The 26,230-nt window shown below is 71.0% G+C and carries 21 protein-coding genes and 1 pseudogene; 11 read left to right on the forward strand and 11 right to left on the reverse strand.

All coding sequences use genetic code 11. The annotated features are described in order from the left end of the window. The first annotated feature begins 40 nt into the window (after window positions 1-40). Entirely contained in the window at window positions 41-1,480 is a 1,440-nt protein-coding gene (aspA, locus tag ACFYO9_RS34390; RefSeq protein WP_358777154.1) for an aspartate ammonia-lyase, read from the forward strand. 17 nt (window positions 1,481-1,497) lie between these two features. Here the strand turns inward: aspA and ACFYO9_RS34395 are convergent, their stop codons facing one another. Next, window positions 1,498-2,181 carry an HAD family phosphatase gene (locus ACFYO9_RS34395; RefSeq protein ID WP_355815082.1) on the reverse strand — a complete coding sequence of 228 codons (684 nt, stop codon included), beginning with the start codon at window positions 2,179-2,181 and terminating at the stop codon, window positions 1,498-1,500. A 26-nt stretch (window positions 2,182-2,207) separates the two neighbouring features. Next, window positions 2,208-2,690 (reverse strand): Lrp/AsnC family transcriptional regulator, encoded by a 483-nt coding sequence (locus ACFYO9_RS34400; RefSeq protein WP_355815085.1) that lies wholly within the window; start codon window positions 2,688-2,690, stop codon window positions 2,208-2,210. A 130-nt stretch (window positions 2,691-2,820) separates the two neighbouring features. Between ACFYO9_RS34400 and ACFYO9_RS34405 the strand changes: the two genes are divergently transcribed. Beyond that, window positions 2,821-3,339, forward strand: a complete 519-nt coding sequence (locus ACFYO9_RS34405) for a DUF4352 domain-containing protein (RefSeq protein ID WP_358707929.1) — start codon at window positions 2,821-2,823, stop codon at window positions 3,337-3,339. A 53-nt stretch (window positions 3,340-3,392) separates the two neighbouring features. Here the strand turns inward: ACFYO9_RS34405 and ACFYO9_RS34410 are convergent, their stop codons facing one another. The 3 genes from ACFYO9_RS34410 to ACFYO9_RS34420 all read right to left on the reverse strand — a co-directional run bounded on the left by ACFYO9_RS34410 (window position 3,393) and on the right by ACFYO9_RS34420 (window position 10,307). Next, entirely contained in the window at window positions 3,393-4,730 is a 1,338-nt protein-coding gene (locus tag ACFYO9_RS34410) for a ricin-type beta-trefoil lectin domain protein (RefSeq protein ID WP_358777153.1), read from the reverse strand. Between the two features lie 122 nt (window positions 4,731-4,852). Continuing rightward, window positions 4,853-5,863, reverse strand: coding sequence for a LacI family DNA-binding transcriptional regulator (locus ACFYO9_RS34415; RefSeq protein ID WP_355815091.1), 1,011 nt, complete (start codon window positions 5,861-5,863; stop codon window positions 4,853-4,855). Between the two features lie 91 nt (window positions 5,864-5,954). Next, the gene (locus tag ACFYO9_RS34420; RefSeq protein WP_358777152.1) at window positions 5,955-10,307 is read right to left on the reverse strand and encodes a discoidin domain-containing protein; all 4,353 of its coding nucleotides are present in this window, start codon (window positions 10,305-10,307) and stop codon (window positions 5,955-5,957) included. Window positions 10,308-10,706: 399 nt separating this feature from the next. Between ACFYO9_RS34420 and ACFYO9_RS34425 the strand changes: the two genes are divergently transcribed. Genes ACFYO9_RS34425 through ACFYO9_RS34440 form a run of 4 tightly spaced genes read left to right on the forward strand, consistent with a single transcriptional unit; the run spans window position 10,707 to window position 15,513 of the window. Beyond that, window positions 10,707-12,074 (forward strand): extracellular solute-binding protein, encoded by a 1,368-nt coding sequence (locus ACFYO9_RS34425; RefSeq protein WP_358777151.1) that lies wholly within the window; start codon window positions 10,707-10,709, stop codon window positions 12,072-12,074. A 5-nt stretch (window positions 12,075-12,079) separates the two neighbouring features. Further along, window positions 12,080-13,024 (forward strand): carbohydrate ABC transporter permease, encoded by a 945-nt coding sequence (locus ACFYO9_RS34430; RefSeq protein WP_388667031.1) that lies wholly within the window; start codon window positions 12,080-12,082, stop codon window positions 13,022-13,024. A gap of 4 nt (window positions 13,025-13,028) precedes the next feature. Further along, a complete protein-coding gene (locus tag ACFYO9_RS34435) occupies window positions 13,029-13,910 on the forward strand; it encodes a carbohydrate ABC transporter permease (protein WP_355815102.1) in 882 nt (293 codons plus the stop codon). Between the two features lie 37 nt (window positions 13,911-13,947). Further along, window positions 13,948-15,513, forward strand: coding sequence for an alpha-amylase family glycosyl hydrolase (locus ACFYO9_RS34440; RefSeq protein WP_355815104.1), 1,566 nt, complete (start codon window positions 13,948-13,950; stop codon window positions 15,511-15,513). Between the two features lie 161 nt (window positions 15,514-15,674). Here the strand turns inward: ACFYO9_RS34440 and ACFYO9_RS34445 are convergent, their stop codons facing one another. Together ACFYO9_RS34445 and ACFYO9_RS34450 are read right to left on the reverse strand one after the other, a co-directional pair. Next, window positions 15,675-17,195: an MFS transporter gene (locus ACFYO9_RS34445; protein WP_358777150.1), complete on the reverse strand. Its 1,521-nt coding sequence runs from the start codon at window positions 17,193-17,195 to the stop codon at window positions 15,675-15,677. 82 nt (window positions 17,196-17,277) lie between these two features. After that, entirely contained in the window at window positions 17,278-18,453 is a 1,176-nt protein-coding gene (locus ACFYO9_RS34450; protein WP_358777149.1) for an alpha-hydroxy-acid oxidizing protein, read from the reverse strand. 255 nt (window positions 18,454-18,708) lie between these two features. Between ACFYO9_RS34450 and ACFYO9_RS34455 the strand changes: the two genes are divergently transcribed. Then, window positions 18,709-19,125 (forward strand): ATP-binding protein, encoded by a 417-nt coding sequence (locus ACFYO9_RS34455; RefSeq protein WP_355815113.1) that lies wholly within the window; start codon window positions 18,709-18,711, stop codon window positions 19,123-19,125. A 63-nt stretch (window positions 19,126-19,188) separates the two neighbouring features. Here the strand turns inward: ACFYO9_RS34455 and ACFYO9_RS34460 are convergent, their stop codons facing one another. The 4 genes and pseudogenes from ACFYO9_RS34460 to ACFYO9_RS34475 form a co-directional block, all read right to left on the reverse strand. After that, window positions 19,189-19,344 (reverse strand): hypothetical protein, encoded by a 156-nt coding sequence (locus tag ACFYO9_RS34460; RefSeq protein ID WP_355815116.1) that lies wholly within the window; start codon window positions 19,342-19,344, stop codon window positions 19,189-19,191. Window positions 19,345-19,447: 103 nt separating this feature from the next. After that, the gene (locus tag ACFYO9_RS34465; RefSeq protein WP_355815119.1) at window positions 19,448-19,708 is read right to left on the reverse strand and encodes a DUF6199 family natural product biosynthesis protein; all 261 of its coding nucleotides are present in this window, start codon (window positions 19,706-19,708) and stop codon (window positions 19,448-19,450) included. Window positions 19,709-19,790: 82 nt separating this feature from the next. After that, window positions 19,791-20,504 (reverse strand): annotated as a pseudogene (locus tag ACFYO9_RS34470) (dioxygenase); the annotation flags it as partial. A gap of 51 nt (window positions 20,505-20,555) precedes the next feature. Further along, on the reverse strand, window positions 20,556-21,539 hold the full coding sequence (locus tag ACFYO9_RS34475; RefSeq protein WP_355815121.1) for an AraC family transcriptional regulator: 984 nt from the start codon (window positions 21,537-21,539) through the stop codon (window positions 20,556-20,558). 322 nt (window positions 21,540-21,861) lie between these two features. Between ACFYO9_RS34475 and ACFYO9_RS34480 the strand changes: the two genes are divergently transcribed. From ACFYO9_RS34480 to ACFYO9_RS34495, 4 genes are all read left to right on the forward strand, one after another. Further along, window positions 21,862-23,040, forward strand: a complete 1,179-nt coding sequence (locus tag ACFYO9_RS34480; protein ID WP_358777148.1) for a GDSL-type esterase/lipase family protein — start codon at window positions 21,862-21,864, stop codon at window positions 23,038-23,040. A 461-nt stretch (window positions 23,041-23,501) separates the two neighbouring features. Beyond that, on the forward strand, window positions 23,502-24,158 hold the full coding sequence (locus tag ACFYO9_RS34485) for a TetR family transcriptional regulator (protein WP_358777147.1): 657 nt from the start codon (window positions 23,502-23,504) through the stop codon (window positions 24,156-24,158). A 14-nt stretch (window positions 24,159-24,172) separates the two neighbouring features. Beyond that, the gene (locus tag ACFYO9_RS34490; RefSeq protein WP_388667017.1) at window positions 24,173-24,994 is read left to right on the forward strand and encodes an SDR family NAD(P)-dependent oxidoreductase; all 822 of its coding nucleotides are present in this window, start codon (window positions 24,173-24,175) and stop codon (window positions 24,992-24,994) included. Window positions 24,995-25,131: 137 nt separating this feature from the next. Continuing rightward, on the forward strand, window positions 25,132-26,175 hold the full coding sequence (locus ACFYO9_RS34495) for an NAD(P)-dependent alcohol dehydrogenase (RefSeq protein WP_358777207.1): 1,044 nt from the start codon (window positions 25,132-25,134) through the stop codon (window positions 26,173-26,175). Window positions 26,176-26,230: the final 55 nt, after the last annotated feature.

Here is a 26,230-nt window from a genome sequence, read left to right on the forward strand (position 1 = left end):
GCGCCCCTGACGGGGTGCCCCGCCGGAAGAGAACAGCACCATGAGCCCCACCCCCACCCCCACCCCTACGCCTGCCCCCGCCTCCACCGCTGCCGTCCGTCGCGAACACGACCTGCTCGGCGACCGGGACGTCCCCGCCGACGCCTACTGGGGCATCCACTCCCTGCGCGCCACGGAGAACTTCCCCATCACGGGCATCCCCATCTCCGTGTACCCGCAGCTGATCGACGCGCTCGCCGCCGTCAAGGAGGCCGCCGCCCGCGCCAACGAGGAGCTGGGGCTCCTGCCGAAGGCCAAGGCCGACGCGATCGCCGCCGCCTGCCGGGAGATCCGCGCCGGACAGCTGCACGACCAGTTCGTCGTCGACGTCATCCAGGGCGGCGCGGGCACCTCCACCAACATGAACGCCAACGAGGTCATCGCCAACCGGGCGCTGGAACTCCTCGGGCACCCCAAGGGCGCGTACGAACACCTGCACCCCAACGAGGACGTCAACCTCAGCCAGTCCACCAACGACGTCTACCCGACGGCCGTGAAGATCGCGACGGTCAGCGCGGTGCACGGGCTGCTGCGCGCGATGTCGGTGGTGCAGGACGCGTTCGCGGCGAAGGCGCTGGAGTTCCGCGACGTCCTGAAGATGGGGCGCACCCAGCTCCAGGACGCGGTGCCGATGACGCTGGGGCAGGAGTTCTCCGCGTACGCCGTGATGCTCGACGAGGACCGGATGCGGCTCGCCGAGGCGGTCGAGCTGGTCCACGAGATCAACCTCGGCGCCACCGCCATCGGCACCGGCCTCAACGCCCCCGCCGGGTACGCCGAGACGGCCCGCCGGCACCTCGCCGAGATCACCGGGATGCCGTTGGTGACCGCCGCGAACCTGGTCGAGGCGACGCAGGACTGCGGGGCGTTCGTGCATCTGTCCGGCGTCCTGAAGCGGATCGCGGTCAAGCTCTCCAAGAGCTGCAACGACCTGCGGCTGCTGTCGTCCGGGCCCCGCGCGGGGCTGAACGAGATCAACCTGCCGCCGGTGCAGGCCGGTTCGAGCATCATGCCGGGCAAGGTCAACCCGGTCATCCCCGAGGTGGTCAACCAGGTCGCCTTCGAGGTGATCGGCAACGACGTCACCATCACCATGGCCGCGGAGGCGGGCCAGCTGCAGCTCAACGCCTTCGAGCCGATCATCCTGCACTCGCTCGCGAAGAGCATCACCTCGCTGCGCGCGGCCTGTCTGACGCTCGCCGAGCGGTGCGTGGCGGGCATCACCGCCAACACGGAGGTGCTGCGCGCCTCGGTGGAGACGTCCATCGGCCTGGTCACCGCGCTCAACCCGTACATCGGCTACACCGCCGCCACGGAGATCGCACGGGAGGCGCTGGCCACCGGGCGCGGCGTCGCCGAACTCGTCCTGGAGAAGGGCCTGTTGCCGCCCGAGCGACTGGCGGAACTGCTCACCCCGGAGCGGGTGGCGGGCGCGGCCTGAGCGGACCGGGGGGCCCTCTACTCGGGCGCCAGCACGTCCAGCGCCGCCCGGGCGGTGAACTCGGCGTGGCCGCCGGGGAACAGGAGGTCGGCGTCCGCGAACGCGGGGTCGTCGGCGTGGGCGGTCACGTACGGGATGGCCACGCACCGCATCCCCGCCGCCCGCGCCGCCGTCGCGCCCGGCGCCGCGTCCTCGAAGACCACGCAGTCCGCGGGCTCCGCGCCGAGCAGCGCGGCCGCGGCGAGGAAGACGTCGGGGGCGGGCTTGCCGCGCGGGACCTCCTCGGCGGAGACGAACGTGGTCAGCCGGGCGTCCAGGCCCGTGCCGGCCAGGATCGCCTCGATGGCCGGACGGGACGACCCGGACGCCACGGCCATCGGCACCCCCGCCTCGTACAGCCGCTCGACGAGCTCGCGCATCTCCGGGTAGACGTGGGTGCCGGCGCGGGCGAGCGCCAGATAGCGGCGGTCGAGGTCGGCGAGGAGCTCGGTGACCGGGGCCTCGATCCCGTACTCCGTCTTCCACAGCGCGAGCGTCTCGTGGGAGCTGATGCCGACGAAGCGTTCGTTGTCGGCCCAGGTGTACTCCCGGCCGGTGCGGTCCGCGAGCAGCGCCCGCGAGGCCTCGAAGTAGTGGGGCTCGCTGTCCACGAGGGTGCCGTCGAGGTCGAAGACGACCGCGGTGCTGCCGAAGGTGCTCATGACCTCCAGCATGCCAAACCGCCAGGTCACCCCGGTCCGGCGGCCGACCTGCCCACCGACTCGACCAGCGGGAGCAGCCGGTGCGGCACCCGCTCGCGCAACGCCATCTCGGTACGGGTGCGGACCACGCCCGGCAGGTTGATGAGCTGCTGGATGACGTCCTCCAGATGACCGTTGTCCCGGGCCGCGACCCGGGTCAGCAGATCCCCGCCCCCCGTGATCGAGTGCGCCTCGATGATCTCCGGCACGGCGGCGAGCGCGTCCCCCACCTCGTCCAGATGCCCCTGGGTGACCTCGATGTGCACGAAGGCGAGCACGGGGTGCCCGAGCGCGGCGGGCGAGAGGAACGGCCCCGTACCGGTGATCACCCCGTCCCGCTCCATCCGGTCGAGCCGGGCCTGCAACGTCCCGCGGGCGATCCCGAGGATGCGCGCGTACTCACGCAGGCTGGTACGCGGCTGCTCCAGGAGCAGCCGGAGAATACGGGTGTCGAGTTCGTCGACGGCCATGGTCCGAGGTTCTCCCAGATGAGCGGGGGTGATCGCAGGCGACTGTAGCCGTTGGACCGCGCCCACCGCCTTGGGACGCGGGCCCCGGCCTCCGGTCGACCGGGCCCGGCTCCGGGCGGATCCTGGAACCATGAACGGCACACGCACGTCCGTGACGGCCCGTCTCGCGGCCGCCACGATGACCGCCTGCCTCCTGGGCACGGGCACCACCCTGGTGACGGCCGCCGCACCGGCGACGGCGGCCGTCACCAGGGCCGAGACCTGGGGAGACACCAAGAAGTGGGGAGACGGGCTGACCGTCACCGTCTCGAAACCACAGCAGTTCACGCCCTCGTCGTACTCCATCGGGCACGAGACGAAGAACCAGGCCGTGAAGTGGCACATCAAGGTGCACAACGGCACCAAGGAGCCCTTCCAGGGCGTGCTGATGACCGTGAACGTGAAGTCCGGCGCCGACGGCGAGAAATGCACCCAGATCTTCGACGGCGACAAGATCGGCGGCGGCATCGAGGGCACCGTGTCGCCGGGTGCCACCGGCACGGCCGACTTCGGGTTCGACGTGCCGCGTGATCAGCTCAAGAAGGTCGATCTGGAGGTGCGGCCGGGGTTCGACCTGGACGGGAAGCACTGGGTCGGAGAGGTGAAGTAGAGGCCGGGCGGGGCGGCCCCGGAAGGCACGTCGCCCCGCCCGGCACTCCGCCGCTACTTCGGCGTCACCCACACCTGGCGCTTGTACGTGTTCGCCGCGTGCAGTTGGACCTTCGTGCCGTTGGCCGTCGAGCCGCCCGTCACGTCGAGGACCTTGCCGGTCGCCACATTCACGATCTGGCCCTTCGCGTTCACCGACCAGCGCTGCGACGCCCCGCCGTTGCAGTCGTAGAGGCTGATCTTGTTGCCGTCGGTGTTCGCGTTGCGGTAGTTGTCCAGGCACTTGCCGAACGCCCGGAACTGGCCGTCCTTCTGCAGGATCCAGGACTGCGCCACGCTGCCGTTGCAGGTGTACAGCTGGATCTGCGTGCCGTTGGCCGCCTTGCCGCCCTTGACGTCCAGGCACTTGCCGCCGAGGCCGGTGACCTTGCCCTGCGGAGCGAGCTTCGCGCCGGCGCCGCGCGCGAAGTAGCGCAGCCCCTGCATGTCGAACTGCTGGACGTAGTTGCCCGCCCGCTTGTCCTGGTAGGCGCTGATGGGCGTGCACATCACCGGCGTCTCGCCGGAGTCCGTGCCCTTGACGCAGTCGCCGCGGGTCGCGCTGCGGTTGGCGTGCGTGAGGCCCATCGTGTGGCCGAGCTCATGGCTGATGTGGCTGCGCATGTACGTCTCGCCCATGGACTCCACCGGCTTGCCGGCCGCGGTGAAGAACTCGTCGTCGATGTACGCGTGCCCGCTGGTCACCGTGTCCGGGACGGACGCGGAGAAGAAGCCGCAGCTGAGGTTCTTGCTGCCCGAGCCGTCCCGGACGACCTTCCAGCCGTGGCTGCCGCCGTCCGCGGGCGGGATGCACGGGCGCTTCAGCAGGCCGACGACGATCACACCCTTGGGCCGCACGTAGTCCCAGCCGACCGGGTTCGTGTCGACGGAGATCGGCAGGTTCGTCACACGGTGCAGGTCCGCGGCCGACCGCTTGACGTACGCGCCCAGCCAGTCCGCCGCCTTCTTGTCGTAGAACTTGATCGTGTAGCCGGTGGCGAGGGACTTCGACATCCCGCCCGACTTCCACCCCTCACCGTGCGGCGCCTCGGCCGCGGCACTCCTCGACGACGCCGCGGAGGGTGCCGACGGAGCCGGCTTCAGCGTCATCACCCCGTTCTCGAACGTCGTGCCGTCCACGCGGGAGGAGCCGTTGTCCTCCGAGTCGGCGTGCCGCGCCGCCACTGGCACCGCAAACCCCGCCGCCGCGCGCGCGGCGGTCCGTGGCTCGGTGTCGTCGGTGCCGAACGCTGCGGGCGACAGCTGTACCCCCGCCACGACGGCCGCGGCGGCACCCACCGCTGCCATCGTGATGCGGCGCTTGCGCGCGCCGCGCTTCCGTATGGAACTCAAGTCCCCGTTGTCCTCTCACTGAACAGCATGTGTCGGCCCCGGGCAGCGCGACGGCGTGCCGGGGCCGAACAGATGATAGGCGTGAAGTGACGTGACCGCAGCGCCAGTTGGTGCGGGAGGGGTCAGCCGCTCGCCCGCTGCGCCGTCGAACCCCGCACCACCAGTTCGGGCTCGAAGAGCAGCTCCCCGGGGTGGTTCTGGTTGCCCTGGATCTGGGCGCACAGCAGGTCGACCGCCGCGCGCCCCATCGCCTCGATGGGCTGGCGCACCGTCGACAACGGCGGCTCCGTGCAGGTCATGAAGGCCGAGTCGTCGTACCCGACGACCGACACGTCCGAGGGGACGGAGAGCCCGCGGCGGCGCGCCGCCCTGATGGCGCCCAGCGCGAGCGGGTCGCTGGCGCACACGATGCCGGTGACGCCGCGTCCCAACAGCCGGGTGGCGGCGGCCTGACCGCCCTCCAGGGAGAAGATCGACCGCTCGACGAACTCGTCGGCGAGACGCATGCCCGCCGCCTCGGCGACCTCCCGCGCGGCCGCCAGCTTGCGCAGCGACGGCACATGGTCGGCGGGGCCGAGGAGCAGGCCGATGTTCTCGTGCCCGAGCGAGGCGAGGTGACGCCAGGCCTGCTCGACGGCGACGGCGTCGTCGCACGCGACGCAGGGGAAGTCCAGGCCCTCGATCGACGCGTTGATGAGGACGACGGGGATGTTGCGCTCGGCGAGCTGGTGGTAGTGCTCGTGCGGGGCGTCGGTCTCCGCGAAGAAGCCGCCCGCGAACACCACGCCGGAGACCTGCTGTTGCAGCAGGAGGTCCACGTAGTCCGCCTCCGAGACACCGCCCCGCGTCTGCGTGCACAGCACGGGGGTGAGTCCTTGCTGGGCGAGGGCGCCGCCGATGACCTCGGCGAACGCCGGGAAGATGGGGTTCTGCAGCTCGGGGAGGACGAGTCCGACGAGCCGGGCCCGCTCACCGCGCAGCTGGGTGGGCCGCTCGTACCCGAGCACGTCGAGCGCCGTCAGCACGGACTGGCGAGTGGCCGCGGAGACACCGGGCTTGCCGTTGAGGACACGGCTCACCGTCGCCTCGCTCACCCCCACCTTCTTCGCAACTTGAGCAAGTCGTCGCGTCATATGCGCAAGAGTATCGCAAGCAGCGCAAGCCAGTTACGGTCCTGTGCGGCCTTCCTGCCGTGGGACGACAGGAAGGCCGCACCGGGGTCGGTCAGGGTTCGATGTTCAGCTTGAAGGTGGACGTGGTGTTCTTGATGTCCTGGGCGTTGTCGCTCAACTTCAGGTTGTGGAAGGTGGCTTCACCCACCGCGGGCCCCTGTCCGGGCTCGGGCATCTCGTTGGCCCACACGCCGAAGCCCGACTTGTGGTCGTAGGCGTCGCCGCTCTTGTGGGCGCCGGTGATGGTGATGTCCCGCAGCACGGTGTCCTTGACGGGGAACTGCGGCTGCCCGCCCACGTAGTTCGTCTGGAACATGATCCCGTGGTACGTCGGGTCCGTGATGTCCACGTCGTTGATCCGGATCCCCTGGAAGACCTTCGACGCGGAGAACAGCCAGATGCCGGGGAAGGTCTGGCCGTTCCAGAAGTGGCCGCCCGCCCGCTCGATCGAGATGTTCTCGAAGGTCGTGGGGTCGGTGCCGAAGCCGTTCATCGGATAGCCGAAGTCCAGCGAGCTGACGGTGATCCCGGAGTAGACCAGGGTGTCGGCGATGCGGATGTTGCGGAAGGTGTTGTTGTAGCCGCCGTAGACGGCGACTCCCGCGGCCCGCCAGGTGAGCAGCGAGGTGAGGTTCTCGTAGACGTTGTTCTTCATGTCCGCGCCGCCCGCGTCGATGGCGGAGAACAGGGCGAAGCTGTCGTCGCCCGTGGCCCGGGCCTCGTTGTTCGCGACGAGGTTGTCCGTGCTGCCGTTGGTCATGTTGACACCGTCGGCGAACAGGTTGCGGATCCGTGAGTTCTTGATGGTCATGCGGTCGGTGTTGGCGCCCCAGTACAGGCACACCATGTGCTCGTTCCACACGTCGTCGATGGTGATGTCGGAGACGTTCTGGAAGTCGAACACCTTGCCGGGACCGTCGATCCGCGACGTGTAGTTGCCGAAGTAGGCGAAGCCCGAGAAGGACGAGCCCTTCGCACCGGCGTCGGCCCTGAAGCCCACGTCGGTGTTGGCCTGCGAGCGGGGGGCGTGGAAGCGGGTGTACCAGGGCCCGGCGCCCGTGACCTGCACGGACTTTCCGTAGACCTGGAACTTGCTGCTCGTCTCGTAGTCACCCGGCGGCAGATAGACGCCGATGAGCTTGCCGGTGGTGTCCATGCGGACCTTGTCCAGGGCGTTCTGCACGTCCTGGTGGGCGAATCCGGCGGGGACGGTGTACGCGCCCGGGTCCGGGTTCGCCTTGGGCGCGGCCTTCTCCAGGTCCACGAAGTCGATCGCGTACTTGGAGGTGTTGGCGGCGTCCTTCTGGAGCTTGATCCTGCTGCCGGCCGGGACCGTCTCGCCGAGCAGGACGTTGGCCTCGTCGTAGATGTGCCGGGCGGGTCCGTCGCCCGGCGAGTTGCCGGGGGAGGCCTCCGCGCCGTACAGCCAGGCGTACTTGGAGGTGAGGTCGATCGCCTTGCGGAAGACCCCGTCGACGTACACGTTCAGCGTCGCGTCGGTGCCGCCGCCGCCCGGGGCGTCCGGGATGGAGAAGCGGGTGACGAGGGTGTTGGTGGGCTGCTGCGCGGTGAACTCCACCGAGGCGCCGGTGGTGTCGAGCGTGACCGCCTTGCGCCCCGAGGCCTCGCCCGCCGGGTCACCGATGGTGCGGTTGGGCCCGACGGTCTTCGCGCCGCCCGCGAGCATGCCGTCCTCCGCCTCCAGGGTGTCGTACGGCATGGCGGCGCCGCGGCCCACGAACAGCGGCCGGGTGCTCGTGTTGTTGGCGCGCTTGGCCGGGATCTCGTTGGCGTCGTCGGCGAGGACGACCTTGACCGTGTACCGGCCGTTGGCCGCGGTCCACGGGCCGAGCTTGACCGGTGCGGTGGTGTCACCCGCGCCGATGGCCCCGTCGGCGGCGCCGGTCAGGGTCTTCACCGTGTCGCCCTTGGCGTTCTGCACGGTGAGCGTGACGCCGTGGCCGCCGGACGCGGCGGCCTGGATGCCCTGGTTCTTGATCGCGACGCCGAAGGTGACCTCCTTGCCGGCCGTGGGCGCGCTCGGTGTCCAGCTCACCGCCGACGCGACGAGGTCGGAGCTCTGCACGGCCTTGACGGTCAGCGGCTCCGGACTGGCGTAGGTGTTGTTGCCCTCGTCCTGCTCGATGACCTTGTCCGCCTCGTCCACGGTCGCGGCGAACGGGTACGAACCCGCCCCGCGCGCCGGGGCCTTGACGTCCACGGTCGCCGATTCACCCGCTGCGAGGGCGCCCACCTGCGCGGTGCCGGCCTTCTCGCCGCCGAGCCGGAACGTGACGTCGGACGCGGCGGCCGCCTCCTTGCCGGCGTTGTGCACGGTCGCGCCGAGGGTCAACTCGTCGCTCTCGTCCGGCGCGTCGGGGGAGTGGGTGAGCTTCGTGACCTCCAGGTCGGGGTTGGGGGCGGGCGTGCCGATGACCTGGAACTCGGCGACCTGCCCGGCCGTCGCCCCGCTGTTCGCCGTGAACTTCAGGCGGACGTCGGCCACGCGGGCCGAGACCGGGACGGTGACCGTGTTCTGGTTGCCCGAGGGGCTGAAGGAGTAGCTGTCGGCCGCCTTGAGCGTGGTGAAGTCCGCGGCCTTCTGTTCGCGGCCGAGGACCTCCACGGTCTGGGTGCGGGCGCCCCAGGAGGGGTCCGGGTTCAGCTTGATTACGACCGCTCGTACATCGGCGTTGGCCCGCAGCCGCACGGTCAGGGAGTTGGGGTAGCTGCCCGCCGCACCCTCCCAATAGGTGGACGTCTGCCCGTCGTTGGCGTTCTCGGCGACGTAGGTGTGGATCACCGAGGAGGCCGTGATGGGCTTGCCCTCGGCCAGGTTCTTCCCGTCGCCGGCGCCCGGCCGGGTCGCGGTGGCGCTGAAGGCGGAGACGTTGCCCGCGGCGTCGCGGGCGCGCACCGCGTAGGCGACCGTGTCACCGGCGGCGCGCCGGTCGGTGTACGTCGTCTCGTCCCCGCCGACGGTCTTCAGGAGCTTGCCGTCGGCGTACACGTCGTACGCGGTGACCTTCACGTTGTCCGTGGAGGCGCCCCAGGCCAGCTTGATCTCGCCGGGTGAGGGCTGGGTGTACGCGAGGTTCGCGGGCGCCGTCGGGGCCTGTGTGTCACCCGAATCGCCCTTGCGCGTCACGGAGTTGCTGTTCGGCGAGGCGTTGCCCGCCGCGTCGCGCGCCCGGACGTGGTAGGTGACGGTGGCGTCGGTCGGCTGGGTGTCGGTGTAGGTGCGCACGTCGCCGTCGACGCTGGTGCGCAGCTCCCCGTCGGCGTACACGTCGTAGGCCGTCACACCCTTGTCGTCGGTGGCCGCGTCCCAGGTCAGCTTGGGCCGGCCGGGTTCGGACTCGGTGTAGGCGAGGTTCTTCGGCGCGGTGGGGGCCTGGGTGTCTCCGCCCGTCGGACCGTAGATCTCCAGCTCGGACAACTGCCCTGCCGGGCGACCGGTGTTGGCGCTGATGAGCACCCGTACGTAGCGCGTGGTGGCGGTGTCGAAGGAGAGTGTGGCGGCGTGGTCCGTCGCGTCGCCGAAGGCGTGGTCCTCGGCGGCCGTCAGATCGGTGAAGTCGCTGCCGTTCGTGCTCCCTTGGAGCTTCAGGTGCTGGCTGCGGTCCTCCCAGCCGTCGGGTACGCGCAGGACCACCTTGTCGACGCGTACCGAGGCGCCGAGGTCGGCCTGGATCCACTGCGGCAGCTTGCCGTTCTCGCTCTCCCAGTAGCTGGCACGGTTGCCGTCGCCCGCGTGCTCGGCGACATAACTTTCGGTGTGGCTGGAGGCCTTGAGGGTCTTGCCGAGGGCCAGGTTCGCCGAGGTGTCGTCGGCGGCGTGCACCTGTAGCTCGGCCAACTGGGCGGCAGGCCAGCCGGAGTTGGCCGTGATGTGCAGCCGGACGAAGCGGGTCTGCGCGGCGGGGAACCGGACCGTCACCGTGTTGGCGTCGCCGGGCTCGAAGGAGTGCGCGGCCGGGGCGGCGAGCGTGCTGAAGCCGGTGCCGTCCGGGCTGCCCTGGACCGTGAGGGTCTGCTTGCGGGCCTGCCAGGAAGGCGGCAGCGCGAGGACCACCTCGTCGACGCGCGCGGTGCGGCCGAGGTCGACCTGCACCCACTGGGGCAGGTCGCTCCCCGAACTCTCCCAATACGTGGACGAGTTGCCGTCGGTGATGCTCTTGGCGGCGTACTCGCCCTTGGTGCTGCTCGCCTTGGCGGGCCTGCCCGCCGCCAGGTCGGGGCCGCCGGCCGCGTTGGCGCTGGTGGCGGACAGAGCAGGTAGGCCCAGCAGGAGCAGGGTGGCGGCGACGGCGGCGGCGAGGGCCCGCCACCTCCGGCCGATCGGGCTTCCCCGGCGGTGTCTTCGCGTCGTCGTCACGGCCTGAGCGGCCCTGATGCGGTTCATGACTCTCGCAGCTCCCTCATGGGCTCGGTGCGCTCCGTGCGCTGGGGGCACTCGGTGCGCAGAATTTGGCGCGGAGAAGTTGGAGAGTTGCAGAGAACTGTCGATCTGACCACAGCCACGACGGAAGTTGTGACGGCCTGTCACGGCTCCGAGGGGACGGTACGGGGGCGAGGGTGACCGCCCCTTGAGGGGTCAAGTCGCCGCCCCAGCAAGGGAAATCAGTTTTTTGCAATGTATGCGCGAGATATTGTGCCGTGCTGTCGCCGGTGGTTGAGTGTGCGCCGCACCCGACAGCCACAGCACCGCGGCGGACCGGCCGGGCCCGGAACAGGGCCTGCCGTGCGCCGCCGACGCGGCGCGCCTTCGCGCCGTGCAGCACGACCCGGAGGGGGTCTCCCGATGTCATCGACGAGCAGCCGCACGCTCGCGCTAGCCACCGTCACCGCTCTCGCACTGGTCTCCGCGTCCGCCTGCGGCACCAGCAGCGACGCGTCCGACCAGGACTCGGGCGGCACGGTGAAACTCGACGTCAACGGGCAGCCGCCCAAGACCCAGGCCTTCGAACGCGAACTCTTCGACCGGCACGTCGCGCAGTTCGAGAAGGCCAACCCGGACATCGACATCGTGCCGCACGAGGGCTTCATGGACCCGAAGACCTTCAACGCCAAGCTGGCCGGCGGCAAGCTGGAGGACGTCTTCTACGTCTACTTCACCGACACCCGCTCCCTGATCGAGAAGAAGCAGGCCGCGGACATCACCGAGGCGGTCAAGGACATGCCGCGCCGCGGCGACATCCAGGACCCGCTGATGAAGATCTTCCAGGACGACCAGGGCCGCCAGTACGGCCTGCCGACGTCGAACTACTCGATGGGCCTCGTCTACAACCGCGCCCTGTTCGAGAAGGCCGGACTCGACCCCGACAAGGCGCCGAAGACGTGGGCGGACGTCCGCAGCGCGGCCAAGAAGATCGCCGGACTCGGCGACAACAACGTCGGTTACGCCGACTTCTCCAAGAACAACCAGGGAGGCTGGCACTTCACCGCGGAGCTGTACTCCCGCGGCGGCCGCATCGCAGAGGAGAGCGGCGGAAAGTGGAAGGCGGCGTTCAACACCGCCGAGGGCAAGGCCACCGTCCAGGACCTGCACGACATGCGCTGGAAGGACGACTCGATGGGCAGCAAGCAGCTGCTCCAGGTCGAGGACGTCCAGCGGATGATGGGCTCGGGCAAGCTCGGCATGTACATCGCCGCCGCGGACAACATCACCGTCATCGCGAAGCAGTTCGGCGGCAAGTACGCGGACTACGCCCTCGCCCCGGTGCCCGACGCCAAGGCCACGCTCCTGGGCGGCGAGGGCTACATGTTCAACCCCAAGGCGTCCCCCGCGACGATCAAGGCGGGCGTCAAGTGGGTGCAGTGGCGCTACCTCAACCCCGACCTCATCGAGAAGAACGTCGCGGACTACGCGAAGGCCAAGCTGCCCGTCGGCATCCCGATGCCCACCGTCCCCGACGTCTTCGAGGGCTCCGTGCGTGACCGCGTGGAGAAGGCCAAGCGGGACAAGGCCAACATGCCCACCAGTAACTACCAGGCCTTCATGGACTCCGCGCCGCACGTGCCCGGCGTGATCGAACCGCCCAGGGCCCAGGAGGTCTACGCGGTGCTCGACAACGTCATGCAGGCCGTCCTCACCAAGAAGGACGCCGACATCGACGCCCTGCTCGACAGCGCCGAGGACAAGGTCGACTCGCTCTACGACGCCTCCTGATGAGCATGTCGCTGAAGGTCCCCGCCCGGCCGGCGGCCCCGCTCCCGCCGCCGCCCGCACCCGGCGGACGGCGGGCCGCCCGGCGCCGCGCCCTGCGGGAGCACCTCACCGCGTACGGGTTCCTCTGCGCCGCCGTGGTGATCTTCGCCCTGTTCTCGTGGTGGCCGATCGTCCGCAACGTCGTCCTCGGCTTCCAGCACGTCAACTTCGCCACCGGCAACACCTGGGCCGGCCTGGCCAACTTCGAGAAGCTCTTCGACGACCCGCTGTTCCTCACCGCCTGGAAGAACACCGGCCTGTTCACCCTGTACGCGCTGGCGCTCGGCTTCGCCGTGCCGTTCCTGACGGCGGTGCTCCTGAACGAGTTCCGGCACGCGCGGGCGTACTTCCGGATCCTCGTCTACCTGCCGGTGATGCTGCCGCCCGTGGTGGTGGCGCTGATGTGGAAGTGGTTCTACGACCCCGGCCCCGGCCTGTTCAACGAGATCCTGCGCACCCTGCACCTGCCCACCTCGGCCTGGCTGGACTCGTCGTCCACCTCACTGGTCTCCCTGGTGATCGTCTCCACCTGGGCGAACATGGGCACCACCACCCTGATCTACCTGGCCGCCCTGCAGGCCATCCCCGGCGAGCTGTACGAGGCGGCGGAGCTGGACGGCGCGGGCCTCTGGCAGCGGCTGCGGCACGTCACGGTCCCGCAGACCCGCTTCGTCCTGCTCGTCCTCCTGCTGCTGCAGATCGTCGCGACGATGCAGGTCTTCACCGAGCCCTACGTGATGACCGGCGGCGGCCCCGAGGATTCCACGGTGACCGTGATGTTCCTGGTCTACCGGTACGCCTTCGTCTACAACGACTTCGGCACGGCCAGCGCGCTCAGCCTGCTGCTCCTGCTCGTCCTGGGCGCCTTCTCCGCCCTCTACCTGCGGGTCACCCGCGCCGCGAAGGAGTGAGGGGATGTCCGCGTCGACGCGCACGCTCGTACGCCCCGCCGTCCTGAAGACACGTAAGGGCCGGCTGATCTACTGGTCGGCGCTGGCCGTCGCGCTGCTGCTCTTCACGGTCGCCTTCGTCGTGCCGCTGTACTGGGCGGCGACCGGCGCCATGAAGTCCTCGACGGAACTCGCGCAGTCCCCGCCCACGTACGTCCCGGAGTCCTGGCACCCGGAGAACTACGCCAAGGCGTGGCGCGAGATGGATCTGACCGGCTACTTCCTGAACACCGTCGTCCTGGCCGGCGGGGCCTGGCTGGTGCAGCTCGCCGTGCAGGTGCCCGCCGCGTACGCGCTGTCGAAGCTGCGCCCGCGGTTCGGGAACCTGGTGCTCGGGCTGATGCTGCTGACCCTGATGATGCCCGCCACCGCGCTGCTCGTGCCGGTCTACCTCACCGTCGTCGACGTGCCGCTGTTCCACCGCAACCTGATCAACAGCCCCGGCGCGGTGTGGCTGCCGGCCGCCGCCAACGCCTTCAACATCTACATCCTGAAGAACTTCTTCGACCGGATCCCCGACGAACTCCTCGACGCGGCGAAGATCGACGGCGCCGGAACGCCGACGACCCTGTGGCGCGTCGTGCTGCCGCTCTCCCGGCCGATCCTCGCCGTGGTCTCCATCCTCTCCATCGTCACGGCCTGGAAGGACTTCCTCTGGCCGCTGCTCGTCCTGCCGGATCCGGCCCGGCAGCCGCTGAGCGTCTTCCTCCAACGGGTGGCACCGGACACCCCGCTCAACTCCCTGGTCGCGGGGCTCGTGATGGCCTCCCTGCCGCTGATCGCGCTCTTCCTCGTCTTCCAGCGCCACATCGTCGCCGGGCTGAGCGCCGGGAGCCTCAAGGGCTGAGTGGCGCCCCGCGCGTCCCGTACGAAAGGACTCCCTCTTGTCCAGCACGGAGTGGTGGCGCAGCGCTGCCATCTATCAGGTGTACGTCCGCTCCTTCGCCGACGGGAACGGCGACGGCACCGGCGATCTGGCCGGCGTCCGGGCCCGCCTCCCCTATCTGGCCGAACTGGGCGTGGACGCGCTGTGGTTCACCCCGTGGTACCGGTCGCCCCTCGCGGACGGCGGCTACGACGTGGCCGACTACCGCGCCATCGACCCGGCCTTCGGCACCCTCGGCGAGGCCGAGAAACTGATGACCGAGGCACAGGAACTGGGCCTGCGCTGCATCGTCGACGTCGTCCCGAACCACGTCTCCGACCAGCACGAATGGTTCCGGGCAGCCCTCGCGGCGGGCCCCGGCTCCCCGGAGCGGGACCTGTTCCACTTCCGGCCGTACTCCGAGGAGCCGCCCAACGACTGGGTCGGCGAGTTCGGCGGCGTGCCGTGGTCCCGTACGCCGGACGGCGAGTGGTACCTCCACCTCTTCGCCCCCGAACAGCCGGACCTGAACTGGAACCACCCCGCGGTCCGCAAGGAGCACGAGGACGTGCTGCGGTTCTGGTTCGAGCGCGGCGCGGCCGGCGTGCGGATCGATTCCGCGGCGCTGCTCGCCAAGGCCGACGGGCTGCCCCCGATGGACCCCGCGGGCCCGCACCCCTTCCACGACCGGCCCGAACTGCACGACATCTACCGCTCCTGGCGGCGGATCGCCGACGCGTACGGTGCCGCCCTCATCGGCGAGATCTGGCTGCCGGACGCCGAACGGTTCGCCCGCTACCTGCGCCCCGACGAGCTGCACACCGCATTCAACTTCGACTTCCTCTCCCGGCCCTGGGACCCGGCGGAGCTCTGGCGCTCCATCGACCTCACCCTGTCCACCCACGCCCCGGTCGGCGCGCCCGCCACCTGGGTCCTCGCCAACCACGACGTGACCCGCACGGTCACCCGCTACGGCCGGAGCGAGGACACCGGCTTCGCCTTCGAGCGCAAGCGCTTCGGCGTCCCCACCGACCTCACGCTCGGCACCCGCAGGGCCCGGGCCGCCGCCCTGCTCACCCTGGCGCTGCCCGGCTCCGTCTACCTCTACCAGGGGGAGGAGCTGGGGCTTCCGGAGGCGGAGATCCCCCCGGAGCGCATCCAGGACCCGATGCACGCCCGCTCCGGCGGCGTCGACCCGGGCAGGGACGGCTGCCGGGTGCCGCTGCCCTGGGACGGCGCACCCGAACCGAGCTGGCTGCCCGTGCCGCCCGACTGGTCCGCGTACGCCGCCGAACGGCAGACGCACGACCCGGACTCGATGCTCCGCCTCTACCGCACGGCCCTGCGCCTGCGCGGCTCCCTCGGCGACGCCGGGCCGCTGCGCAGGCTGCGCGAGGACGAGCCCCGCGTCCTTTCCTTCGCCCGCACCCGCGAACGGGACGGGACCACCTGGATCACGCTCGTCAACTTCGGCCCCGAGGACGTGGCGCTCCCGTCCGACTCCGAACTCCTGCTGGCCAGCGGCCCTTTGTCCCCGCTGGGGCTGCTCCCGCAGGACACGGCGGTCTGGCTGCGGGCCTGCTAGCAGAGCCCGCGGCCGGACCGCCTCCCGCTCCACGGATACAGAGGATCCGCCATGAGACATCGACCAGGAAGCCGCCGCCTGCTCGCGGTGGCGCTCGGGGCCGCCCTCACCGCCTCCGTGCTCGCACGACGGTACGACGGCACGGCGGTCCGGCGGCGGAACTAGTGCGCGTCCTCCGTCGGACGGAGCCCCTTGGGGATCTTCGTCCAGGTGAGCGCCGCGGCGGCCAGCGGCAACGCCGCCGCCATCAGGAACGTCGGCGTCATCCCGGCCGTGAACGCGTCGGACGCCCGGGCCAGCAGCGCGGCGCCGGCCGGGCCGGTGAGGTCGGAGGCGATCCGCGCCGCCTCGCCGATCGAGTCGCCCGCGGCCGCCGTCGCGTCCGCCGGGAGGCCGAGGTCCGGCAGGTTCACGCGGTACAGCGCGGTGGCGACGCTGCCGAGGATCGCGACGCCCATCGCGGCGCCGAGCTCGTAACAGGTCTCCTCGACCGCCGCGGCGCCGCTCACGTCCCGCGCCGGGGTGGCCGCCATCAGGGTCACGGACGCCGCGGTCGTCGCGACACCGACCCCGCAGCCGAGCACCCCGAGCGAGACGGCGATCTCGCCGTAACCCAGCGGCCCCGACCGTTGCAGCAGCCACGGCAGGGCGAGCCCCACGGTCATCAGCAGCAGACCGCCGCCCATCACGTGCCGGATCGGCAGCCGGTGCATCAGCACCGGTGTGACCAGCGACGTGACGACGAGGCCCAGCGGCGCGGGCAGCAGCCGGACGCCCGCCTCCAGCGGGGTGTAGCCCTGGCCGTACTGGAACCACTGGGTGATCAGGAACAACGCCGAGCCCAGCGCGATCATGCCGAGGAAGATCGAGGCCGCGGCGATGGCGAACGGACGGGACGCGAAGAGGCGCACCCGCAGCAGCGGGTGTTCCAGGCGCAGCTGGCGCCGGACGAAGACGGTGAGCGTCACCGCGGCGACGACGAGGAGCGCCCAGGCCACCGGGTCGGCGGGGCCGCCCTTGCCGAGCTCCTTGATGCCGCCCGCGAGGGCGAGCATGCCGACGACGGACTGGCCGACGCCCCACCAGTCCCAGCGGCCCTCGCGGGGCTGGTGGGACTCGGGCAGCAGCCAGAGGCCGAGCGCGATGACGACCAGCGCGATCGGGATGTTGATCAGGAACGCGGAGTGCCAGCCGTCGTGCTGGACCAGCAGCCCGCCGACGACAGGACCGAGGGCCATGCCGCCGCCGAAGACGGCCGACCAGACGGCGTAGGCGAGGGCGCGCTCGCGGGCGTCGGTGAAGACGTGCCGCAGGATCGACAGGGTGGCGGGCATGATCGCGGCGCCGCCCGCGCCGAGCAGCGCGCGGGCGGCGATGACCTGCCAGGCGGCGGTCGCGAAGACGGCGAGCAGCGAGGCGAGGGCGAAGACGGCGAAGCCGATCAGGAGCAGCCGCTTGCGGCCCCACCGGTCGCCGAGCGCGCCGGCGGTCACGAGGAGTCCGGAGAGCACCAGCGCGTAGACATCGATGATCCACAGCTGCTGCACGGAGCTGGGCCGCAGATCGGCGACCAGGGACGGGAAGGCGACGTTCAGGATCGTGGTGTCCATGGCGATCAGCAGCAGGCTGCCGGACAGGATCGCGAGGACGGCCCAGCGCCGTGGATCACGTGGCGGGGTCATGGGTGTAACACCTCAATTTCGAATGAGACAACAATGTCTCACACGAAACGTGGAGGTGTCTATCGGGAGCCGTGGGCCGGGCTCATCCCACGCGCCGCAACGCCTCCGGGGTGAGGTCCGCGAGGGTCGGGTAGCCGTCGACGGCCATCAGCAGATCGGCCTCGGCGAGGAGCGAGCGCAGCACGTGCGTGACGCCGTCGGCCCCGCCGATGCCGAGGCCGTACGCGTACGGACGGCCGACCCCGACCGCGGTGGCGCCGAGGGCGACCGCCTTGACCACGTCCGCGCCGCTGCGCACCCCCGAGTCGAAGAGGACCGGCAGCCCGTCGGCGGCCTCGACGACCGAGGGGAGTACGTCGAGCGCGGGGAGTCCGCCGTTGGCCTGGCGGCCGCCGTGGTTGGAGCAGTAGACGCCGTCCACGCCGCCGTCCCTGGCCCGGCGGACGTCCTCGGGGTGGCACAGGCCCTTCACGATCAGCGGCAGGGTGGTGAGCGACCGCAGCCACGGCAGGTCGTCCCAGGTGAGGGGGTTGCCGAAGACCTGGACCCACTTGAGTACGGCGGACTGCGGGTCCTGCGCCGGGTCCGCGGCGAGCTGGGCGCGGAAGACCGGGTCGCTGGTGTAGTTGGCCAGGCAATGGCCGCGCAGCTGGGGGAAGTTCGACGTGCTCAGGTCGCGCGGGCGCCACCCGGTGATCCAGGTGTCCAGAGTGACGACGATCGCCTTGAAACCGGACTTCTCCGCCCGGTGCACCAGGCTCTCGGCGAGCTCGCGGTCGGTCGGCGTGTACAGCTGGAAGAAGCCGGGTGTCCCGCCGAGCTCGGCGGCGACGTCCTCCATCGGGTCGGCGGAGAGGGTGGAGGCGATCATCGGGACGCCGGTCCGCGCGGCCGCCCGCGCGGTCGCGAGGTCACCGTGCCCGTCCTGCGCGCAGATGCCGAGGACGCCTATCGGCGCCATGAACAGCGGCGAGGGCAGCGTCATGCCGAACAGATCGACGGACAGGTCGCGCCGCGCGGCGCCGACGAACATGCGCGGGACGAGCCCCCAGCGCTCGAACGCGGCGACGTTGGCGCGCTGCGTGTGCTCGTCACCCGCTCCGCCTGCGACGTACGAGACCACGGAGGGCGGCATCGCGGCCTCGGCACGGGCCGCCAACTCCTCGTACACCATGGGGTATTGGGGGACGACGCCACGCAGCCCGTCGAGGTAGACCTCATCCTGGTAGTCCTTGAAGGGGCGGGGCGTCGCATTCATGCGCAGTGGCCTTCCGGCGTGGAGGTGGCGGGCCCGGCGCCTTCGACGCCGGTGCCGACGGATGACCGCTCAGTCTCGTTCGACGCCGACGTCAGGGTCAATGCGCGGCAAGGGAAGCCAGGGTGAACGGGATTGCCGATCAGCCTGCGGGGGCATCACCGTGGGGCAGGACCGGTCGCGCACCACATGCGGCGGCCCCGGTGGCGACATGGATCGCGGGTGGACGCCGGTCTGTCTCAGGGAGGGGAGTGAGCCATGCGTGCGCACCAGCGCGCCCATCGGCCGACGGAACGGGTGGAGTACGCGCTGCCGCAGGAGCTCGCGTCGGCGAGCCGGGCCCGGAGGCTGGCCTCAGGGTTCCTCGTCGGATCCAGGCGCCGCAAGACCGAGGTGGACGCCGACCGCGTGGACGACGCCACGCTCGTCGTCTCCGAGCTCGTGTCCAACGCCGTGCGGCACGCCGACGGCGGCTGCCGGCTGAGCGTCGAGGTCTCGGGGGCCCGGGTGACCGTCGCGGTCACCGACACCAGCCCCGAGCGCCCCCGCTTCCAGAAACCGAGCGTGGACAGGGAGGGCGGACGCGGCCTGACGATGGTGCGGGAACTCGCCCACCGACTGGAGGTCGTGGGAGCGCACCGGGGCGGCAAGACGGTGCGGGTGGTACTGGCCTGACCGCCGCGGCGGGCACGGGCGGGCCCCGGGACCCGCAGGCTCACGGGCCCGCAGGTCCGGGGATCAACCGGACCCCTCGCGCCCGCCCGGCTCGTCGCGCCGATTCCTGTGGTTGGCCACCAGCAGGACGATCGCCGCGAGGACGAGCACGGCGGACACCGCGATGCGGGCGACGCTGTCACCGTCGACGATCCGCCACACGAGCAGGCCGACACTCACGCAGAGCAGGGGCCAGTACACCCGTGGCCCCCAGCGGCTGCCGGGCTGTGCCCATGCGGGCGGTCGGCGGGTTCCGGCACGTTCTCGCATGAGCAGCCTCCCGTCAGATCTGCCGCACCAGCATCCAGGCGGCGAACGCCAGGACGAGCACGCCCGACACCCGCTGCACGGCGTAGCCCTTGCCGGTGGGCTCGGTGGCGTCCGGATCCTTCACCCAGCCCCGCTGGAGGTTCCTGTTCATCCTCCAGAGCAACTGCGGGCGTACGACCTGGACCAGCCCCATGGCGAGCACGAAGACCAGGATCGGGATGAGAACCGCGCTGTTGCCGCCCGAGGCGGCCAGTGGTGCCCCGTCTTGATTCATGTGTCCCCGATTGCCCTGACGCGGGCTCAGGAAACGGCTCGGGGCGCGGACCGCGTCGACTACGCGCGGATCGCGTCGACTACTGCGGCACGTTCAGGACGAAGTCGAAGTCCGCCTCCTTCGCGTTGCCGACGCTCCGTACGTTCATGAGCAGGCGGGCGTCGAAGATCGGGTCCGTGTTGTTGCGCGGTTCGCCAGGGAAGTACAGCTGCGTGGTGAGGATCGGGCGGCCCGGCGCCTGCACCTTGACGTGCAGGTGGCGGGTGCGGCCCGGGTAGAGGCCGGGCACGATCGTGGTGAGCTTGAACGCGCCGTTGGCTTCGGTGAATTGGTGCCCGCGGAAACGGAAGCCCGTGTTGTCGTACGTTCCGTAGGTGTCCGCCTGCCAGAAGTCCAGCAGCACCCGGGATATCGGCTTGCAGGCGAGCCCGAAGACGTACCCCGTGACCGTGAGCCGCACGCCCGGTGTGCCGGGCTGGACGAGCGAGGTGCGCTGCGGGGAGTTGGGCTTGAAGTAGGGGCCTTCCATCTGCGGGATCGTCGGGTCGTCCCCGTCGTCGCAGGTCGGGGTGGTCTCCGGCGCCTCGCCGCGCTCACCGGCGGTGCGGGCGAGCGCGGGCACGCCCATGAGGGACACGGGCACGGCGATGCCCATCGCCGCGGCGGCCCGCAGGACGGTCTTGCGGCTCGGGCCCCTGTCGCCGTTGACGGTCGGGCCGGGGGTGGTGTTCCCGGTGGGGGTGGGGTCGTCTCCCGCGGGGGTGCCGTTCTTGGGGGTGCCGGTCTCGTGGTCCATCGCTCCTCCTGGAGTCCAAGGGGTGGGGTGGGTTCCGGATCGGCTATGAAGCTATGCGGGGGAGTCGGGACCGGCGATGGACTCAAGCCGGTGGTCGTGGTGAATATCGCCGACGCCCCGACGGAAGTCCCCGGGGCTCGCGCCGGTCTCACGGCGGAAGAAGCGGCAGAAGTACGCGGGGTCGTCGAACCCGACCCGCTGCGCCACCTGACGCACCGACAACTCCGTGCGCAGCAGCAGCCGTTTGGCCTCGTGCACGCGTGCCTGCCGGATGAGCTCACCGGGCGTACGACCGGTCGCGGCCTTCACCGCCTCGCTGAGGTAGCTCACCGAGACGCCCAGCCGTTCCGCGCACGCCCGCACCGACCGCACGACGCCCGCAGGAGCGCCCAGCAGCGTCTCGAACTCCGAGGCCACGGAGCCGGGCCGGGAGTGCGACGCGGAGGATATGCCGTCGTGGACGGGGGGCGGGGGCGCCACCGCCGGCCGGGGCGCGGGAAGCCGGGCCGAGCGCACCACCAGGATGTGCAGCAGGGCCCGCAGCACGCTCTGGAATCCGGCGGCGCCCTCCCGGTACTCGGCGTCCAGGTCGGCGACCAGGCGCGCGGTGTCCCGCGCCGTGTCATCGGTCAGATCCAGCCAGGAGCGCCGGGCGAGCGCCCGTAAGACGTACCGGTCGGCCGGGTGGTCGACGAGGAAGTCGTCGGTGAAGAGGATGACCCGCCCCTCCAGACCCGTGACGCCCTCCCAGTGGTGGACCTGGCCGGGCGCGATGAAGCAGAGGTGTGGCGGCCGCAGCGCGAACCGGCTCAGGTCGACCACGTGCCCGCCGGTGCCGCCGGTGACGTGGACGATCTCGTGAAAGGTGTGCCGGTGCGGGAAGGGGGCCCGCGACATGGGCCCGATGGTGTCGAACGTGCCGATGGCGAACGGCAGGGCGTTGGGCATCGGCACCTGCAGCCGGTGGGTGGGCATGCCGTCCTCACCCGGCTCGCCGTTGTTCCCCTGACCCGGTAGGACCGTCGAGCCGCGCATGCGCACACTCCTCATCGGAGGACGGAGGCGGGTCCGGTCGGCGCGGTGGCGGTCACTCGAAGGAGACCCGGGAAGCTGGTCCGGACCAGCCGGGCCTCCCACCATGGCACGCCCCGGTTCCCCTGGGGACTCACCGGGTCCGCACTCTGCACTTGCCGGCCACGCGTCGACACGGCTCAGGCCGTGTTGGAAAGTGGCGCCGTCCGAAACCGACGGGTTCCCGGATTCCTGAAGGTGATGGAGCGGTGATCCGAACCCGAGGCTGAGCCGTTGACCGCGTGGCGCACCCGAGAGTCACTCCCTCGACGGTAGAAACGACGCCATGGCACCGCCCCTGATCATGCGTCAGAAAGCAGTCATCAAGGCAACTACAGGCACGCTCGTTGCGCTGGCCGCTCTGGCGTCCGCCACTGTTGCCCCGGCACGCGCGGCCGTGGCGGACGAGAGACCCTTGCTGGTGACGCTGGGAGACAGCTTCATTTCCGGAGAAGCCGGCCGGTGGGCCGGCAACAGCAACGAGTCCGCGGAAGGACACGCGGGCACCGACCGGGCATGGAACCCGCAGACCCGCGCCAGTGACCCTCACACGGTCTACGGCGCCACCTACGAGGACGGCTGCAACCGTTCCGACAGCGCCGAAGTCCACTCCGCCCCCGGCCCGGACCGACGCGTCAATCTCGCCTGCTCAGGCGCCACGTCGACCGCCATCCGGCTTCCCGAGAACGGCGGCGAACCCTTCAAGGGCCGGCCCTCCCAGGCGGAGCAACTCCAGCTGACCGCCGACGGCCACCCCGTGCACGCCGTCGTCATGTCCGTCGGCGGCAACGACCTCGGCTTCTCGGGCATCATCAGCGCCTGCGCCAAGAACTTCGTCAAACCGGTCTTCGCCCGTCCCTGCTCGCCCACTCAGGCCAAAGCAGTCGAGCAGCGCCTGCCGGCCATGCGCGCCGCCGTCACCGCAGCGGTCCGCGACGTACGCACCGCGATGACACGAGCGGGTCACCCGGCCGACGGTTACCGGCTCATTCTGCAGTCCGCGCCCAGCCCCCTGCCGGACGCGGCCCGTATCCGGTACCCCGGCGACAAATTCGACCGCCTCTACACAGGCGGCTGCCCGTTCTTCGACAAGGACCTGACCTGGGCGCACGATGAGCTGGGACCTGATGTCAGCGCCAGTCTCGCCCGGGTGGCCCAAGAGCAGAAGACCGAGTTCCTCGACCTCTCCCACGCCTTCGACGGGCGTGAGGTCTGCTCCGACACCACCAGCCAGGCCGGGCAGAACGATCGCCCCTCCGGTGTCCGCAGCGAGTGGGTCCGCTTCATCACCAGCGGCCTGGGACAGGGCCAGCGTCAGGAGTCTCTGCACCCGAACTACTACGGCCAACTCGCTCTCGGCACCTGCCTCGGCCTCGCCCTCGACCGTGCCCCCGGTGCCTACCGGTGCGACAACATGCCCCAGCGGTCACCCCGGTCCATGACGATGCGTCCTGCCGGCACCTGATCCTGCTCAGCACGGCTTCAAGCTCCACCGCACGTCGTCCCCGCACTCGGCACCGGCCGGCCGCCTCGTTCTGGACCCTCGTCGAAAGCTCGGCCGCGCTGCGCGGTTACGTCTTCCCCACGGGCGTCCGGAAGGCCCCTATGGCGGCGGCGAGGGCTGCACCGGCACGGGGGCAGATCGCATGTGTGGTCGCTGGCCATGGTCGGCCTCATGAGCCGCAGACTCAGAACTCGTACGGCGAGACAGTGGCGTACTCCTGCGCCACCCGGACCTCGGCCCACGATCCATCGACACGTTCCGGCAGCGAGTGTTCTCGCCTCACTGCCTCACGAGCCCCTCTCTGTTCAGTACCCCGGCGCCACGGGACACGCCCAGGTCCAGAGGCCGGCCCTCGCCGGAGTGTGTTCTGTCTCACTGAGCCAACTGTCCCAGCGGGACACTTCAGGAGTACCGTCGAAGACATGAGCCGCAACCAGGGCCGCCGTACCCGCAAGGTCCAGGAGAGTCGGGAGGCCATGGCGAACGCCGCCGTGGACCTGGTTCTCGCCCATGGCCTTGATCAAGTCACCGTCGAGACCATCAGCGAACGCGCCGACGTCTCGCGTCGCACCTTCTCGCGCTACTTCTCCGGCAAGGAGGACGCCGTGGTCGACGCGCTGCGCGCCGACTTCGCGCGGATCAACGCGGCGCTCGCCGGACGCCCCGCCGAGGAGAGTCCGCTCACGGCCTACCACCGGGCCCTGCGGAGCTGGCTCGACGACGAGCCGGCCGCCTGGCACCGCCTGCCCCGCACGGGTGACCTGCTGCGGCTGCTCCACGAGGAGCCGTCGCTGCTGCCCGCCTATCTGCGGGTCCAGGACGAGGCCGAGACCGAGTCGGTGGCGATCGTCGCGCGCCGGCTCGGCCTGGACGCCGAGAACGACCTGCGCCCCGCGCTCGCCGTCTCGCTGGCGGTCGGGGCGTTCGGCACCGCCGTACGGTTCTGGATCGCGCCCGGCGAGCGACGCGGGCTCCCGCAACTCATCGACGAGGCGTTCGCGGCGCTGGCCGCCGAGCCCGCGCCCCGCACCACGATCACTGGCACGACCTCCACCACGAAGACACCCACCACCACGTGAAACCAGGCACGACCATGAGCAACAGCACCCCCAACGACACCATCAGCACCGCCACCGTCAGCCCCGCCGCCGACGCGACCTCGCCCGCGACCGCGGAGTTCGCCGGGAAGACCGCCCTCGTCACCGGCGCCGCGTCCGGCATCGGCCTGGAGGTCGCGCGCCGGCTCGCCGAGGCGGGCGCCGCCGTCGTCGTCGCGGACTTCAACGAGCAGGGCGCGCAGGACGTCGCCCGGACGCTCACCGAGGCCGGCGGCCGGGCCGCCGCCGTCCGCGTCGACGTCACCGAACCCGAATCGGTGCGCCACGCCGTCGAGTTCACCGTCGCGACCTTCGGCGGCCTCCACCTGGCCGTCAACAACGCCGGCATCGCCGGTGCGTCCGCCCCGACCGGCGCGTACGCGGTCGAGGACTGGCAGCGCGTGATCGACACCAACCTCAACGGCGTCTTCTACTCCCTCCGGTACGAGCTGCCGCAGCTCCTCGCCGCGGGCGGCGGCGCGGTCGTCAACATGTCCTCGATCCTCGGCACCAACGGCTTCGCGGGTTCCGCCGCGTACTCCGCCGCCAAGCACGCGGTCGTCGGCCTGACCAAGACCGCCGCCGTCGAGTACGCGGCCCGCGGCGTGCGCGTCAACGCCGTCGCCCCCGGCTTCATCGACACCCCGCTGCTCAAGGGCGACGCGACGCAGCGCGACGCGCTGATCGCGCTCCACCCGCAGGGGCGTCTGGGCACCGCCGACGAGGTCGCCGAGCTCACGCTGTTCCTGCTGTCCGACCGCGCCTCGTTCATCAACGGCAGCTACCACCTGGTCGACGGCGGCTACGCGGCCCGCTGACCCTCTCCATCGACACGGCAAAGACAGCAACAGCAACAGGAACAGCAACAGGAACAGCAACAGAAGAGGCACCCCCGATGTCAGGACAACAACAACCCGTCGACCCGGCACGCGAACTCCCGGGCCTGCCCGCCCAGATGAAGGCCGTCCAGTACCGCGGGGCCGGCGCCGCCCCGGAAGTGATCACCGTCCCGCGCCCCGCGCCGGGCCCCGGCCAGGTGCTCCTGAAGGTCACCGCCGCCGGTGTCTGCCACTCCGACATCGCCGTGATGAGCCAACCGGACGAGGCCCTCGGCTTCCCGCTGCCGCTCACCCTCGGCCACGAGGGGGCCGGCACCGTCGCCGCGCTGGGCGAGGGCGTCACCGGACTCGCGCTCGGCGACTCCGTGGCCGTGTACGGGCCGTGGGGCTGCGGCGCCTGCCTGATGTGCGCGCAGGGCAAGGAGAACTACTGCACCCGCGCCGCCGGGCTCGGCATCCGCCCGCCCGGGCTCGGGGCGCCCGGCGCCATCGCCGAGTACCTGCTCGTGGACGATCCGCGCCACCTCGTACCGCTCGGCGGCCTCGACCCGGTGACCGCAGTGCCGCTGACCGACGCGGGCCTCACCCCGTACCACGCGATCCGCACGTCGCTGCCCAAACTGACCCCCGGCAGCACCGCCGTGGTCATCGGTACCGGTGGCCTCGGGCACGTCGCCATCCAGCTGCTCCGGGCGCTCACCCCGGCACGGGTGATCGCCCTCGACGTCACCGAGGAGAAGCTGCGCCTCGCCCGTGCGGTCGGCGCCCACGAGGCCGTCCTGTCCGACCCGGCGGCGGCGGACCGGGTCCGCGAACTGACCGGCGGGCTCGGCGCCCAGGCGGTGTTCGACTTCGTCGGGGCGCCGCCGACCGCGGCGACGGCGATCGGGTGCGCCGCGGTCGAGTCGGACGTCAGCATCGTCGGCATCGGGGGCGGGGCGGTCGCCGTCGGCTTCGGCACGACCCCGTACGACACCGCGGTCCGCTCCCCGTACTGGGGCAGCAGGGCCGAGCTGATCGAGGTCCTCGACCTGGCCAGGTCCGGGGTGCTCGACGTCCACGTGGAGACGTACGCGCTCGACGACGCGCCCCGCGCGTACGAGGACCTCCACGCGGGCCGCGTCCACGGCCGGGCGGTGATCCTGCCGAACGGCCGGTGACGCGGCCGCCCCCTTCCACGGTCCGCGTGATCCGGCCCGCGTACGGGGGAGCGCT

It is taken from the genome of Streptomyces sp. NPDC005863 (assembly GCF_042871345.1).
Lineage (GTDB): Bacteria > Actinomycetota > Actinomycetes > Streptomycetales > Streptomycetaceae > Streptomyces.

Coding starts and splice junctions, on each gene's coding strand:
- ACFYO9_RS34420 (WP_358777152.1), bottom strand. CDS start 10,307: ATGAACCGCATCAGGGCCGCTCAGGCCGTGACGACGACGCGAAGACAC.
- ACFYO9_RS34405 (WP_358707929.1), top strand. CDS start 2,821: ATGAACGGCACACGCACGTCCGTGACGGCCCGTCTCGCGGCCGCCACG.
- ACFYO9_RS34400 (WP_355815085.1), bottom strand. CDS start 2,690: ATGGCCGTCGACGAACTCGACACCCGTATTCTCCGGCTGCTCCTGGAG.
- ACFYO9_RS34425 (WP_358777151.1), top strand. CDS start 10,707: ATGTCATCGACGAGCAGCCGCACGCTCGCGCTAGCCACCGTCACCGCT.
- ACFYO9_RS34435 (WP_355815102.1), top strand. CDS start 13,029: ATGTCCGCGTCGACGCGCACGCTCGTACGCCCCGCCGTCCTGAAGACA.
- ACFYO9_RS34455 (WP_355815113.1), top strand. CDS start 18,709: ATGCGTGCGCACCAGCGCGCCCATCGGCCGACGGAACGGGTGGAGTAC.
- ACFYO9_RS34415 (WP_355815091.1), bottom strand. CDS start 5,863: ATGACGCGACGACTTGCTCAAGTTGCGAAGAAGGTGGGGGTGAGCGAG.
- ACFYO9_RS34490 (WP_388667017.1), top strand. CDS start 24,173: ATGAGCAACAGCACCCCCAACGACACCATCAGCACCGCCACCGTCAGC.
- aspA (WP_358777154.1), top strand. CDS start 41: ATGAGCCCCACCCCCACCCCCACCCCTACGCCTGCCCCCGCCTCCACC.
- ACFYO9_RS34445 (WP_358777150.1), bottom strand. CDS start 17,195: ATGACCCCGCCACGTGATCCACGGCGCTGGGCCGTCCTCGCGATCCTG.
- ACFYO9_RS34480 (WP_358777148.1), top strand. CDS start 21,862: ATGGCACCGCCCCTGATCATGCGTCAGAAAGCAGTCATCAAGGCAACT.
- ACFYO9_RS34430 (WP_388667031.1), top strand. CDS start 12,080: ATGTCGCTGAAGGTCCCCGCCCGGCCGGCGGCCCCGCTCCCGCCGCCG.
- ACFYO9_RS34495 (WP_358777207.1), top strand. CDS start 25,132: ATGAAGGCCGTCCAGTACCGCGGGGCCGGCGCCGCCCCGGAAGTGATC.
- ACFYO9_RS34475 (WP_355815121.1), bottom strand. CDS start 21,539: ATGCGCGGCTCGACGGTCCTACCGGGTCAGGGGAACAACGGCGAGCCG.
- ACFYO9_RS34465 (WP_355815119.1), bottom strand. CDS start 19,708: ATGAATCAAGACGGGGCACCACTGGCCGCCTCGGGCGGCAACAGCGCG.
- ACFYO9_RS34485 (WP_358777147.1), top strand. CDS start 23,502: ATGAGCCGCAACCAGGGCCGCCGTACCCGCAAGGTCCAGGAGAGTCGG.
- ACFYO9_RS34450 (WP_358777149.1), bottom strand. CDS start 18,453: ATGAATGCGACGCCCCGCCCCTTCAAGGACTACCAGGATGAGGTCTAC.
- ACFYO9_RS34395 (WP_355815082.1), bottom strand. CDS start 2,181: ATGAGCACCTTCGGCAGCACCGCGGTCGTCTTCGACCTCGACGGCACC.